Below are 12,883 nucleotides of genomic sequence, written 5' to 3'. Positions count from 1 at the left end.
GGGTGCACTGTTACGAGGCTCAATCCTGACATACGCGGCCTGCGCCCACGCGGTTCCCGGGTCAGGGGAATGCCTGTCCTACTACGAGTACGAGGAAGCCGGGGCGCGGGAAGGCGCGAAATGTACGCCAGCGACGGCGAGGACTGGTCCGGCTCCAAGCTTTGCCGACGACTGAGCGTCGACCGGACCGAGCACGATGCACTCGTCCGGGACCAAGGATGGGCTCACCCCGGAATCAGGGGCACCGAGGCCATGGAGGTGGCAGTCTGGGCAGTAGAGGGACCGACGCCATGCAAGGAGTGCACGAGTGGACACCGAGTCCAGGCAGAACGCCGCCTCGGACGCCAGGCCGACCGTCTACCTGCTGGTAGGGCTGACAGGGTCGGGCAAGACCACATTCGCGAAGAAGCGCCTGGAGTCTACAGGCGCTGTCCGGCTCTCGGTGGATGAGCGGGTCTACGAACGGCACGGCCGGTACGGCGTCGACTACCCCGAGCCCGACTACTTCGCTCTGGAGTCGCCGATCGTCGCCGAGATCCGCGAGGAGCTGGTCAAGCTCCTCGCGGTCGGCCGGGACGTCGTCCTCGATCACGGCCTGTGGCTGCGCTCGGCCCGCGAGGAGTGGATGAAGGTCGTTGAATCGGCGGGGGGCCGGTGGCGGCTGCTGTACTTCCCCGTCGACCGGGCCGAGTTGCTGCGCCGTCTGGACGAGCGCAACCAGCGGCAGGACGCCAACGCGCTCACGGTCAGCGCGGCCGCCCTCGACGACTTCTACGCCCGGTTCGAACCGCCCGCGGGGGAGGGCGAAGAGGTCGTCGACCAGGACTCGTTCTAGGCGCGGCCGTAGACGGGAGGCCGCCAGGCGCCGACAAGCTGAGTCGCCTCAGCCGCCCACCAGGCGGGCACCGTCCCCAGCGACACCGGCCGCAAGCCGAACCGAGGGTCGTCCACGTTGATCCGTCCGCCGTGCTGAACGAGGTGGCCCATGAACTGGCGGGCCTCGGAGAGCCATGCCGGGGAAGCGGTCTGCCATGTGCCGTCCGCACAGTGCAAGGCCCGCCGCTCGACATCCTCGGCCACGCCGCTACGCCACTTGAAGTGGTGCACGATGACCGGCGGCCGGTTCGCCGGCCGGTGCCCTTCCGCCCGGTGGTTCCCGGAATCCACCGGCACGCGCGAGTGCGCGAGGACGACCTTGCGGGGGTCGCCGCGCAGCAGGTGGTGGGTGAAGAACCCGCCTAGCGGATACGCCGCGTCCAGAGCCTTCACGCCGGAAGTCCAGCCTGTCAGCGTGCCGTCGTCGGCGACCCGGTCGAGCATCAGCCCTCCGACCGTTCCCGTTCGGCGTTCCGCCTGGGCGATCAGCTCGTCCATCGGGGCGGGGTAGACCTGGAATTCGTCGGAGTCGGCCAGCAGGTGCCAGCCATCGCCCGCCTCGACCCGCAGCAGGTCCCGCAACCGGGTGTTGGTGTGTTCATGCCAGGGCCCGTGGCTGACAGTGGTCGGCGTGATCCCCAGCTCACGGCACGCCGCCTGGACTTTGATACGCCGGTCGGCAGGTGCGCAGTCGGTGAAGTGGAACCCGAGCACGAACCGCTCGATGCCCAGTGAGCGGTAGTGGTCGACCCACGCGGTCAGCAAGGCGGGTTCCACAGGGCCGATCACGGCGACCAGCACGGGAGGAACAGACATCAGCGGGCACCCTTCGAGGCGGTGTCGTAGAGGAAGGCGGCCTGTGCGGCGGCCGTGGGAACTCCAAGTTCAGCGCCCACGCCGGCCGACGGGTGGACCAGGGGACTCCACGCGAGATCGCGGAGCAGCGCCGCGAGGGCGCCCCCGTCACCGGCGGGGAACGTCCTGACCCACGGGCGGCCGGCGAGACGGCCGGTGAGGGCCGGATCATGTTCGGACACGAGCAGCGGCACCCCGAGCCGTACGGCGTCCACCACGAGCCCCGACTCCTTGGCCACCCCGGCCCGGCGTACGACCACCGCGGCATCGGACGCCGCGTACACCTCCCGGACCTGAGCCTGCGTGGCCGGGCCCGGCACCACGTGCAGCCGTACCGCAGGCAGAGCGCGCCAGCGGTCCAGGACGTCGGTGTGCAGCGGCGTGCCCGTCACCAGGACATGCAGCGGGCCGTCTAGCCGGTTGAGTGCCACTCCGACCGTGCCGATGTCTTTGTACGGCCACCAGCCGCCGACCAGGCACACGGCGGCTTCCGCACCCGGAATGCCGAATGCCTCCCGGGCCCGACGGCGCTCCTCGCCCGTGAGCCGGTCCTCTGGGTCAGCGACAGCGAACGGACGCACCCGCACCCGGAGCCCAGGGAACCGACCGGCGAGATCGGTGCGGACCGCTTCCGTTGGCGCGAACAGTTGCACGCGTCGCTCGCCGGCGCGCGCCAGCCGGCCCAGCAGCCGCAGGGCGGCGTCCTCCGTAGTGACGACCTCGTGGACGAAACGGCTGTGCGGGCCTCCGAGGAGCCCGGCGAGCCCGTGCAGGGCCTCGCCGGCGCTGAGCACGACCACGGCACCCGGGCCGAACCGGCGCGCGGTACGCACGCATGCCGCTTCGGCCATGCAGCGGGACATCAGCGTCACTTGGTGGGGAAGTCGGCGTAGGACATTGGGCCAGCGGCGGGAGCGCAGCACGTGCCGCCCGACCACGGCCACGGATTCCAGGGCGAGAGCCGCCACGGCCAACGGCGCGACCGACACCCCCGCGGGGACGGACACCCGGACGCCGGCTGCCCGGAGCTGCTCCCACATCTCACCGGGGACCCCGTACGGGGTGATCACCACCGTCTTGGGGTGCGCCTTCGCGAGTGCGAGCAGGGCTCCGTGGTGGTGCCCGCCGGGCCGGTGCGCACCCGGCTCGACGAGCACCAGGGCGTTGCCGGTCACCCGGCAACCGCCTGCTCGGCGTGGACAGCGGTGAAGCGGGCGAACAGCCACGAGGGATCGTTCAGCTTGTCGAACATCTGCGGTGTCCGGGCGGCCTCGCCGGCGAAGGCCACACCCTCTTTCGCACCAGCGATGGCGTACCTGGCGAACTCGCCCTCGCAGTCACCGGTCCAGGCTGCGATCCGTTGGGCTGCCTCCCCGTCGTCCATGCCGTACTCGCTGCCGCGCGCGAGCATGGCGCACTCCCGGAATCCGGCCTTCCAGGCGTGGTAGGGCGACTGGTTGATCCGGGTGGTGCCAGCGACGCGGACGTGGAACTCGGTACGGCCGGGAAGAGCAGCGAGCACGTCGACCGCTTCGCCGAGCTGCCGCAGCGCCGAGCGGCGCATCAGCTTCAGCCCGCCGTAGCCGTAGACCAGCCCGTTGAGGGGATTGCGGGCCCGCCACACCCGCATGGACACGTCCTCGGCGAGCGGGGTCACGTCGTCCAGCCGGAACTCGGTGGCGATGACGAAGTCCCCGTCGGCGAGGAGGAACTGCTCGGTGTCGACGATCTCGGCGGCCATCCGGTACGCGCGCCGCATTCCGTGCACCCCGTGCAGCCGCTTCACCTTCGAGCCCATGATCCGCTGCAGACGCATGTGCAGCAGGTCGGCCCGCGGCTCGTCGTACGACAGCATCAGAATGTCGAAGTCGGTCATCGCAGGGCCTCCAGGTAGCGGGTGGCGACCTGGCCGGGCCGCAGGTCGGCGGTGGCCGTGTGCGCGCGCTTGGCCTGTACTCGGTAGAACTCGGAGTCCGTCGCGAGCCGTGCCACGATGGCCAGGGCCTCGTCGGGCGTCTCGAACAGCAGGTCGTCATCGACGTGCTCGGCCAGCCAGCCGGTGCGGGGGGCGATGACCGGCAGCGCCATGCTCTGGCAGTCGATCACCGACATCGACCACGGGCAGCCCGCGCGGAACGGCGCGACGCCGAAGTGGGCGCCGGCCAGGATCTGCCGGTAGCGGACGCGGTCACCGTCGTCGGAGGCGATCGTGACCCCCGGCAGATCGGCGAGTTCGAGCCGGTGCCGTTCGGGGCTCGGGTCGAGCCGGATCCGTTCCGGGCTGCGCTGTCCGAACAGGTCCATCACCGTCAGGCGCACCGGCGCCTCGGTCACCAGCCGCCGCGCAAGCGCGGTGAACTCGGCTGTGCCGTAGTGGGCGTACAGACGGTGGTTGTAGACGCCGGTCAGCGTGCCGTCGGACGCCGCGGCTTCCTCGGGGTCGCGGACCAGCCGCTCGTCACGCGGCGCGGGCACGATGTGCAGCTTGTCCGCGAGGTCCACGCTCATTCGCGAGGCGGCCGCCGCCGTCCAGGAAGCGGCCGTCGCCGAGTGGGCCAGGACCCGGTCGCACGCCGCCAGACCGGCCGCGAACGCCAGCAGCACGCTTCGGCCCAGGCTGCCGTCGTCCAGGGAAGGGTCGAGGCGCGGCTGCTGCCCGCCGGTGAAGGAGAACGGCAGGTAGTGGCAGTACCCGGCGATCAGAGCGTCAACGCGGGCCTCCAGCAGCGCAGCACGGACAGCGGGCACCGCCTCGACCTGGTTGGCGATGACGATGTCCGGCCGGGTCTCACGGATCACGTCGACCAGGCCGTCCAGGTCGGGGTCGAAACGGGCCCGGTACTTCGTGGACGGCGACACGGTCGGCACGTACCGCACACGCGGGTCACCGACCGGCGCGGGGGACGCGAGGGTCACCTCGACACCGGCGTCCGCGAAAGCGGGCGTCAACAGCTCGGCGAACGTGAACCCCGAGTCGGCTGACAACCGGTGCGGGTTGGAGACGTTGAGCAGATACAGCACGCGCTGCATGGGATCCTCCTGCCGGCCGGGGGTCGTTCCGGACCGGTGAGGGAAGGAAACCGTCGGCAGGGGCAGCGACAGAATGGTGAACTGGGGTCACTCACAGTTCACTCACGCACTCAACCAGCCGCCATACGGGGGAATGATGGAGCCGCAGGGCCACCTGACGCTGGAGCAGGCCCACGAGCACTTCGTCGCGGAACTCGCACGCTGGCGGGAGGTGCGGGGCCTGTCGAAGCGGGCCCTCGCCGAACGTATGGGCTTCCACCCGTCCTACGTCAGTCACATGGAGTCCGGGCGGACGAAGCCCACGGAGGACTTCGCGCGACGCGCCGACAAGACGTTGAACGCGGGCAAGGCGATCTGGCATCTGTGGCGCGCCTACGAGACCGCCAGGATCCGAGCCGGCAAGACGGCCGTGGTGCCTGCCGCGCGCACCGAGCAGCCTTACGCCACCGGATCCTCCGTCCTCGTCGAGCACGACGCCGCCCGCCTCGACTACGACGGGCGCAGCTACCGGCTCACCATGCGGCGCCTGCTGCGCAACACAGGGACCGAGCCCATCACCCGCTACCTCATCCGAATCAGCGTCGACCGCTATCCCGGGGAACCCGAGCGGAGCAACGCTCACTACCGGTCCCACCCGCTGACCTGGGGCGAACTCGACCTGAACGCGGTGTGCCGGGGTGAGGGCATGCGTTGGCAGGCCAAGCACGACCGCGACGCGTTCAAAGAGGTCTGGCTGCTGTTCGAGAACGATCAGGGCCGGTTCCCGCTATACCCCGACGAGTCGGTGTGGATCGAGTACGCGTACACGGTCGGTCAGGAGAAGTGGGGACGCTGGTTCCAGCGCGCCGTCCGGCTGCCTACCGAGCACCTCGAAGTACAGCTTGCCTTCCCGACTCGGCTGGACCCCGCGGTTTGGGGGACCGTGACTTCCATGACCGCAGAGGCGTCCCCGCTCCAGACTGCTCCGATCCAGAGTGAGGAGAACGGTGTCACCGTCTTCACGTGGTCGACGAGCCGGCCCATCCTGCACGCCCGCTATCGTCTCGAATGGCGCTTCCGGGCTGCCCCAACAGGACATGAGACCCAAGGAGTTCACGTGAGCGAGGCGCTGCCCAGCCAGCAGATGCGCAATCTCGGCGTTGTCCAGGAGGGCGCCCCCATCCTCACCGAGCCCGCCAGGGTCTTCGACCTGCCCGCGGAACGGGACGCCGTGGAACAGGCCGTCGAAGCCCTCCTCTCGGCGATCGAACGCATCGCCGGGGTGCACACCTTCGCCAAGGGGGCAGGTATCGCCGCCCCGCAGATCGCGATCGGCCGGGCCGTTGCCGTCGTCCAGCCGCCCGAAGCCGGCGCTGGAGCCATCGTCCTGGTCAACCCTCGGATCGTGGACACCTCGGAGGAGGCCGACGAGCAGTTCGAGGGATGCCTGAGCTTCTTCGACGTACGCGGGATGGTGCCCCGCCCGCTGCGGATCACCGTGGAGACCACGGCTCTCGACGGCACCACGGTGACCACGACGTACGAACGTGGCGCGGCCCGGCTCGTCGCCCACGAGATCGACCACCTCGAAGGCCACCTGTACACGCACCGGATGAGGCCCGGCGTGGAGCCCGTCCCGGTGGCCGAGTACCGGCAGACGGGCCGTGGTTGGTCGTACGAGCCCTGATCCCTGGGCGGGCGACAGGTCCTCACCTGCACGTGGGACCGGGCGCTCTGCTAGGAGAATGTGCGCCAGTCCGGCAGCGGCTTGGCAGTGCCGTTCGAGGTGTCGGAGTAGTCCTCGCTGTCGAGGCGGATCCTGAGGTACTTGTCGCCGGAGAACACCCAGTAGTCGCTTTCGGAATCCGGAACGGGCAGGACCGCGTCGATCTCGCGCTTGAAGTTGTCGTAGTTCTTGAATGTGCCCGACCAGTTGCTGAGCGGCGTCCGGTCGATGGCGCACGTCCCTCCGGCACCGGTGCCGTTGAGAGTCGTCCTGACGTAGCTGTTCCCGGCGAAGATCCAGGCTTGTGCCGGATCGCCCGGGACCGTCATCACCGCGTCGATGCCCGCCACGAAGTCGTCTTCCGTGCAGAACGCCTCGCGCCAGTGCTCGAGCGGGGCGGGCTCCGTCAGCCGCGTGACGCTGTAGTCGTCGTCGTAGCCGTCGCCGTTGTCGTTGTTGTCGGAGACGCGCATCCGAATGTACTCCGGGCCGGAGAACACCCAGTATTCGTTGGGCCCCCGGAGAACGGGCAACACCGCGTCGATGCCGTCGCGGAATCCGGGAAGGTCTTCGAAGGCTCCGGTCCAGTCCGTCAGGGGGGCGGGGCCCTCTTCCCTGCTCTCCACCGGCTCGCCGTCCCTCGACAGGGAGACGAGCAGGTACTGGTCGCCCGAGAACAGCCAGGCCTTGTACGGATCGCCCGGAGCGGGCAACGCGGCCCCGATCCTCGTCGATGTCGGCTGGATCGACGCGCTCTGTGACGATTCCGCACCCGGCGTCCCGTCGGCCCCGGTCCCCGGCTGCCCGGACGAACGGTTGGCCAACAGGGTGGTGACGGCACCGCCGGTGAGCAGCACCGCTGCCAGCAGGGCCGACCAGCGGCCCACCCGGAGCAGGCGACGGCGACGGTCGTTCGGTGGGGACAACACCTCGGCGGCCGTGGTGGGCCGCCCCGGCTGAACGGCGGACCCGGGCGTCGCGGCCACCGCCCGCAGCGCGTTGGCGATCTCGTCGGGGGACGGCCGCGCGGCCGGGTCCTTGTGGAGCAGCGCGGCGAGGAGCGGGCGCAGTGGCCCGGCCGCCTCGGGCAGCAGAGGCGGCTCGTTGACCAATGCGTACGCCGCCGCGGCGGGCTCCGGCCTGGCGAACGGCGAACCTCCGGTGAACAGCGCGCACAGGGTGCTGCCCAGGGAGAACAGGTCGCTGGGCGGGCCCGCCCGCAGGCCCTTCATGCGTTCCGGGGAGAGGTACTCCACGGTGCCGATCACCCCACCGGAAGTGGTGAGTGACTCGGTGTCGGTCAGTTCCACGATCCCGAAGTCGCAGAGCACCACCCGGCCGTCGGCGCGCAGCAGGACGTTCCCCGGTTTCACATCCCGGTGCAGAGCGCCGACGGAGTGCACCGCGTTGAGGGCGCCCAAGAGCTCAAGGCCGATCTCTGCGACCCGCTGCACGCTCGGGGGACCGTGCGCGGCGACGTGTTCGGCCAGCGACGGGCCCTCCACCAGCTCCATGACCAGCCATAACCGGTCTTCGTAGTCGACCAGGTCGTGGATGTTGATGACGTTGGGATGGGAAATCCGGGCGATGGCACGTGCCTCACGGTGCGCACGACGCAACCGCTGGGAGAGATCCTCTCCACCGCCGTGAAGGTGCACGTCCTTCACCGCGACGGTGCGCTCCAGTAACCGGTCGGTAGCACGCCAAACCGTGCCCATGCCTCCACTGCCCAGACGTTCAAGCAGGAGATACCGACCGGCAATCTCCTCCGCACGGTTGCCAGTCACCCACACAACTTACCGGTCCTCAATCACCGGGGCGGCAGCGATACGGCGATACGTCTAGGGGCTGGTTCCGGTTCCGGTTCCGGTCAGGTAGGCGGAGACGACGACATTGGCCGTGTAGCTGTTGGTGGTCTGGTCGAAAGTGCCGCCGCAGGTGATCAGGCGGAGTTCGGCGCGGTCCGCGTCGCGCGGTCCGTAGGCCTGCTGGGCGTCGAAGCCGTCGCGGGTGAGGACCTGAACGTCGTCGACGGTGAACTCGGCGGTGCCGCCGTCGTCGCGGACCACCCGGACCGTCTCGCCGGGCTCCAGGCTGCTGAGCTTGTAGAAGACGGCGGGCCGGGTCTCGGTGTCGACGTGGCCGACCATCAGGGCGGTCCCGGCCGCTCCCGGGGTGACTCCGGCCGCGTACCAGCCGACCGAGCCGGGCCGGTCGAAGGGCGGTGGTTCTATCGCACCCTTGTCGTCGAGGCCGCGGGCCACTACGGGGGCCTGGATGCCGAGTTCGGGGACGTCGAGCCGCTGCGGCCGGGCGTCGTCGCCCAGGGGCGCGTGGGCCGGGGGCAGGGGGACGTCGGGGGGTCGGCCGGCCGCCGCCATGTCGCCGGTGGCCGGCCGGGATATGCCCTCGCGTACGTCGGTGGCCTCGCGGCCCCACAGCCACAGCCCGAGGAGCAGCACCATCCAGGCGACGCCGGTGACCAGGCGGCCACCGGGGGCGGCGGTGCGACGCCCGTCCACTGCGGCGCCTTGTTCGGCCTGGTCGGCCTGGTCATTCCGTTCGTCCTGTTCGGACATGGTCAGCCCGTCCCGCGGCTCCGGCTCCGGCTGCGGGCGCTGCGCAGCGCTACGGCGACGGCGGTGATGCCCGCGAGCACCAGGCCGGTCACGGTGTGCGCGGTGCCGGGCGGCTCGGAGCGGGCCTGCTCCCCGCTGTCGGCGGCGGCCAGCCGCGCGGTGCCGCCGCCGCCCGCGTCGACGGGGGCCACGGGAGAGGCGGGGGCGGACGGCCCGGTGTCGGGGCGCCGCTTCTCGTCGACGGTGATGGTGCCCCTGCGGGCGTCGTCGCCGCATTTGACCTGTACGGCGTACGCGCCGGCCTGCACGGTGGAGCGGACCTGGCTGGAGCCGACGAGGACGCCGTCCCGGGCGGCCAGGCTGAGCCGGACGTCGGACTCGAAGGCCGCGGACACGGCGATCGCCGTCTTCTCGGTGCAGTCGGGCACGCGGAGCGTGACGTCGGTGCCGGGGGCCGGCGAGGACGGTGTCACGGAGACGCCGCCGCCGTCCGCCGCGTAGGCCGCCGTATAGGCCGCGGGTGCGCACAACGCGGCGGCCAGCGCGGCTCCGGCACAGAGTGTGACTTTCAGTGAGCCCATCGTGTACCTCCAGTTACCTGGAGACTCCCCCGCGGGCCCCGTCCCCGCATCCGCTGCGAGGGTCGCGCTGCTCCGAACGGGTTACGGCGACGGCCTGCGGGTTTCAGCGGCCGCGGGAGTGATCCGTGCGAACGTATGACTGCATAGCATGGGCCCTCCCATGGCCACATGGCCCACTGGCCCACGCACGGCAGGAGTCCATCCCCATGACAGAGCGCAAGCCCATCGAATCGTGGCTCACCGACATGGATGGGGTGCTGATGCACGAGGGGGTCCCGGTTCCCGGTGCGGACGCCTTCATCAAGAAGCTGCGCGACTCCGGGCGGCCGTTCCTGGTGCTCACCAACAACTCGATCTACACGGCCCGGGACCTGCACGCCCGCCTGAACCGGATCGGTCTCGAGGTGCCGGTCGAGAACATCTGGACCTCCGCCCTGGCCACGGCGTCCTTCCTGGACACCCAGCACCCGGGCGGCACCGCCTATGTCATCGGTGAGGCCGGCCTGACGACGGCACTGCACGACGCGGGCTACGTCATGACCGACACCGACCCCGATTTCGTGATTCTCGGGGAGACCCGGACCTACTCGTTCGAGGCGCTGACGAAGGCCATCCGCCTGATCAACAGCGGCGCCCGTTTCATCGCCACCAACCCGGACAACACCGGTCCGTCGCCGGAGGGCGCGCTGCCGGCGACGGGTTCCGTGGCCGCGCTGATCACGAAGGCCACGGGCAAGGAGCCGTACTTCGTCGGCAAGCCGAACCCTCTGATGATGCGGACGGGTCTGAACGTCATCGGCGCGCACTCGGAGTCCAGCGCCATGATCGGCGACCGGATGGACACCGACGTCCTGGCCGGTCTCGAGGCCGGGATGGAGACCTTCCTCGTGCTCACGGGGCTGACGACGCGCAACGACATCGACCGCTACCCGTACCGGCCGACCAAGGTGGTGGACTCCATCGCGGACCTGGTGGACCTCGTCTGAGGCGACGCCCCGCGCGTGAACGGCGTCGGCGAAGTCAGCGGCGTCTGCGGGCCAGCAGTACGGCCGTGCCTCCGGCGGCGACGAGCAGCGCGGTGACCGCCAGGGCCGTGTCGAGGCGGCCCAGTCCGGTGCCGGCGAGTTCGTCGGCGAAGGGGATGCCGGTGCCCTGGTCGTCCGGGGTGGCGGCGACCGAGGGGGTGGCCGGGTCGGAGTCCTGCGCGGTGGCCGACTCGTCCGCCGCCGCGCCCGTACCGACGCGGAACCGGTAGTCGTTCGACTGGCCGATCCACTCGCCGTCACCGCCCCGGCGCTGGACGACGGCCGCGTTGGCGGTGACCTCGCCGGGCTCGGTGCCCGAGGTGAGCGCGAGCCGCACCTTCACGGTGCGGGTCTTGCCGGGGCCGACGGTGAAGCCGGGGAAGCCGTCGTCGAAGGCGCCGATGAGTTCGTCGCGGTCGGTCTTCTCGAAGTCGACGGGGTGCGGGCGGTCGCCGTCGTAGAACTCCAGGCGCGGCTGCGACGGCTCCAGCGCCCGCGCGTCGTCGACGAGGACGACGACCGGGTGGATGCCCTCGCAGGTACGGGAGGTGGTGTTGGTGAGGTCCAGGTACCAGGTGCCGTAGCCGCCGCCCGGGTCGTAGCCGGCGGGGCCGCCGTGGAGGCGGGTCGTGAGGGGGAAGGTGTGGTCGTCCGGAGCCGTGCAGGCGGGCAACGGGTCGCGCGGGTCCGCGTGCGCGGGGGCGGCGGACACGAACACGGCGGCTGACGCGCAGGCACAGGCCCAGGCGCGGGCGCGGGCGGCGAGGAGGGCGGCTGCCGCCGTCGGACGGGGGGACGTGGGCGTGAACAGTCGCATAAACACATGAGCGTGTCGGACACCTCGCCCCAACGGCACCGCCGTTCGGGGCACACCCCTCGAACGGCCGCGGCACGCACCTCGATCGGCGGCGGCGAAGCCCTCGTTCGGCCTACTCCTATGCCTACGCCCGCGCCGCCCTGCCGGTTCGTTCAGCCGCCGTTCCCCCGGCCGAACAGCGGCGCGAGGAGCAGTTGGGCCGCGCCCTCCGCGACCCCGCGCGTCCCGCCGGGCGCGATCCGTACCGGTACGGCGCCGTCGTGACCGCCCTCGCGCCGGGCGCGGTCGTCGAGGACCGCGCCGACCCCGTGGACGAAGGCCTCGGGCGCGGCGGCGACGGTACGGCCGCCCAGCAGCACCAGGTCGATGTCCAGCAGCCCGGCGAGGTTCGCGGCGCCCGCGCCGAGCACCCGCGCCGCCTCCGCGAGGTCCCCGCGGGCGACGGCGGCGAGGCACAGGGCCTCTATGCAGCCGCGGGCGCCGCAGGTGCAGGGCGGCCCGTCCAACTGGACGACCTGGTGCCCGAACTCCCCGGCGCCGGTCCTGGCCCCCCGGTGCACGCCGCCGCCGAAGACGAGGCCGGCGCCGAGTCCCGTACCGAGGTGCAGATAGGCGAAGGAGCCGTCCTCGCCACCCCCTTCGCCCCCGACGGCGAGGCCGAGCGCCGCCGCGTTGGTGTCCTTGTCGACGACGACCGGCACACCGAGCCGCCGCGCCAGCGCGTCCCGCAGGGGGAAGCCGTCCCACTCCGGAAAGCCGGTGACCCGGTGCAGCACACCCCGAACGTGGTCGAGCGGCCCCGGGAGGGCGACGCCGAGACCGAGAAGGGTGGGAGCGGCGTCGAGGACACGGCCCGGCACTCGCGGGCCAGATCCCGCGACGAGGGCAGGATCCGACACTCCCAGCCCGCCATCCGCGACGAGGGCAGGATCCGACACTCCCAGCCCGCCATCCGCGACGAGGGCAGGGTCCGACACTCCCAGCCCGTCGTCCATCACAGGGGCGTGACCCGGCACTCGCCGCCCGTCGTCCACCACAGGGGCACGGCCCGACACACCCGGCCCGCCATCCGAGACAAGGGCACGGTCCGACACTCCCAGCCCGCCATCCGCCACAGGGACGCGGCCCGATGCTCCCAGCCCGGCGTTCACGGCGAGGGTGTAACCCGACGCTCGCAGCCCGCCGTCCGCGGCGAGGGCGCGGCCCGGCGCTCGCGGCTCGCCATCCGCGACAGGTGACCGCGGGCCGTCCGCGACAGGTGGTGGTGGCCGCAGGCCCTCCGCCGCGAGTGCCTCCACCGCCCGCGCCACGCCCTCCACGACCGTCTCCGCCCCCGCACCGAGGTCCAGCGCCGAGCGCCGCTCCCCCACCACGGTGCCGTCGAGGTCGACGAGCACCGCCCTCAGCTCGTCCCG

Annotated in this window: 12 protein-coding genes; 3 read left to right on the top strand and 9 right to left on the bottom strand. The window is 71.4% G+C overall.

Annotated features, from left to right (window positions below):
* Positions 1–307: 307 nt before the first annotated feature.
* Positions 308–835 carry an ATP-binding protein gene (locus KUM40_RS16950; protein ID WP_217166810.1) on the top strand — a complete coding sequence of 176 codons (528 nt, stop codon included), beginning with the start codon at positions 308–310 and terminating at the stop codon, positions 833–835.
* On the opposite strand, the gene KUM40_RS16945 is transcribed toward KUM40_RS16950, so the two are convergent.
* Genes KUM40_RS16945 through KUM40_RS16930 form a run of 4 tightly spaced genes read right to left on the bottom strand, consistent with a single transcriptional unit; the run spans position 832 to position 4,761 of the window.
* Positions 832–1,677 (bottom strand): glycosyltransferase family 2 protein, encoded by an 846-nt coding sequence (locus tag KUM40_RS16945; RefSeq protein ID WP_308401172.1) that lies wholly within the window; start codon positions 1,675–1,677, stop codon positions 832–834. The two genes, KUM40_RS16950 and KUM40_RS16945, sit on opposite strands and share 4 nt — an antisense overlap.
* Before the next feature lie 14 nt (positions 1,678–1,691).
* On the bottom strand, positions 1,692–2,906 hold the full coding sequence (locus tag KUM40_RS16940; RefSeq protein WP_217166809.1) for a hypothetical protein: 1,215 nt from the start codon (positions 2,904–2,906) through the stop codon (positions 1,692–1,694).
* Complete coding sequence (locus tag KUM40_RS16935; protein ID WP_217166808.1) at positions 2,903–3,607, bottom strand: hypothetical protein; 705 nt, start codon at positions 3,605–3,607, stop codon at positions 2,903–2,905. The genes KUM40_RS16940 and KUM40_RS16935 overlap by 4 nt, the downstream gene beginning before the upstream one ends.
* On the bottom strand, positions 3,604–4,761 hold the full coding sequence (locus tag KUM40_RS16930; RefSeq protein ID WP_217166807.1) for a glycosyltransferase: 1,158 nt from the start codon (positions 4,759–4,761) through the stop codon (positions 3,604–3,606). Before KUM40_RS16930 ends, KUM40_RS16935 begins: the two co-directional genes overlap by 4 nt.
* A gap of 133 nt (positions 4,762–4,894) precedes the next feature.
* Between KUM40_RS16930 and KUM40_RS16925 the strand changes: the two genes are divergently transcribed.
* Entirely contained in the window at positions 4,895–6,427 is a 1,533-nt protein-coding gene (locus KUM40_RS16925) for a peptide deformylase (RefSeq protein ID WP_254395230.1), read from the top strand.
* Positions 6,428–6,477: 50 nt separating this feature from the next.
* Here KUM40_RS16925 and KUM40_RS16920 read toward each other — a convergent pair whose 3' ends face one another.
* The 3 genes from KUM40_RS16920 to KUM40_RS16910 are packed head-to-tail and all read right to left on the bottom strand — an operon-like array spanning position 6,478 to position 9,626.
* Complete coding sequence (locus KUM40_RS16920) at positions 6,478–8,253, bottom strand: protein kinase (protein ID WP_308401171.1); 1,776 nt, start codon at positions 8,251–8,253, stop codon at positions 6,478–6,480.
* Positions 8,254–8,307: 54 nt separating this feature from the next.
* Complete coding sequence (locus KUM40_RS16915; RefSeq protein ID WP_217166805.1) at positions 8,308–9,045, bottom strand: class F sortase; 738 nt, start codon at positions 9,043–9,045, stop codon at positions 8,308–8,310.
* A 2-nt stretch (positions 9,046–9,047) separates the two neighbouring features.
* Entirely contained in the window at positions 9,048–9,626 is a 579-nt protein-coding gene (locus tag KUM40_RS16910) for a hypothetical protein (protein ID WP_217166804.1), read from the bottom strand.
* A gap of 206 nt (positions 9,627–9,832) precedes the next feature.
* Here KUM40_RS16910 and KUM40_RS16905 point away from each other — a divergent pair, with 206 nt between their 5' ends.
* Positions 9,833–10,612 carry an HAD-IIA family hydrolase gene (locus KUM40_RS16905; RefSeq protein WP_217166803.1) on the top strand — a complete coding sequence of 260 codons (780 nt, stop codon included), beginning with the start codon at positions 9,833–9,835 and terminating at the stop codon, positions 10,610–10,612.
* 34 nt (positions 10,613–10,646) lie between these two features.
* On the opposite strand, the gene KUM40_RS16900 is transcribed toward KUM40_RS16905, so the two are convergent.
* Positions 10,647–11,468, bottom strand: a complete 822-nt coding sequence (locus KUM40_RS16900) for a hypothetical protein (RefSeq protein WP_217166802.1) — start codon at positions 11,466–11,468, stop codon at positions 10,647–10,649.
* Between the two features lie 152 nt (positions 11,469–11,620).
* Positions 11,621–12,742 carry an ROK family protein gene (locus tag KUM40_RS16895; RefSeq protein ID WP_374227389.1) on the bottom strand — a complete coding sequence of 374 codons (1,122 nt, stop codon included), beginning with the start codon at positions 12,740–12,742 and terminating at the stop codon, positions 11,621–11,623.
* Positions 12,743–12,883: the final 141 nt, after the last annotated feature.

The sequence above is a fragment of the Streptomyces sp. AC512_CC834 genome (assembly GCF_019049325.1).
GTDB lineage: Bacteria > Actinomycetota > Actinomycetes > Streptomycetales > Streptomycetaceae > Streptomyces.
Note: the sequence above shows the minus strand (reverse complement) of the source record. Positions and strands in the feature narration are given on the sequence as shown.

Excerpts from the sequence above, each read along its gene's own strand:
- KUM40_RS16905 (WP_217166803.1), top strand. The coding sequence starts at position 9,833 with ATGACAGAGCGCAAGCCCATCGAATCGTGGCTCACCGACATGGATGGG.
- KUM40_RS16935 (WP_217166808.1), bottom strand. The coding sequence starts at position 3,607 with ATGACCGACTTCGACATTCTGATGCTGTCGTACGACGAGCCGCGGGCC.
- KUM40_RS16900 (WP_217166802.1), bottom strand. The coding sequence starts at position 11,468 with ATGCGACTGTTCACGCCCACGTCCCCCCGTCCGACGGCGGCAGCCGCC.
- KUM40_RS16915 (WP_217166805.1), bottom strand. The coding sequence starts at position 9,045 with ATGTCCGAACAGGACGAACGGAATGACCAGGCCGACCAGGCCGAACAA.
- KUM40_RS16910 (WP_217166804.1), bottom strand. The coding sequence starts at position 9,626 with ATGGGCTCACTGAAAGTCACACTCTGTGCCGGAGCCGCGCTGGCCGCC.
- KUM40_RS16925 (WP_254395230.1), top strand. The coding sequence starts at position 4,895 with ATGATGGAGCCGCAGGGCCACCTGACGCTGGAGCAGGCCCACGAGCAC.
- KUM40_RS16930 (WP_217166807.1), bottom strand. The coding sequence starts at position 4,761 with ATGCAGCGCGTGCTGTATCTGCTCAACGTCTCCAACCCGCACCGGTTG.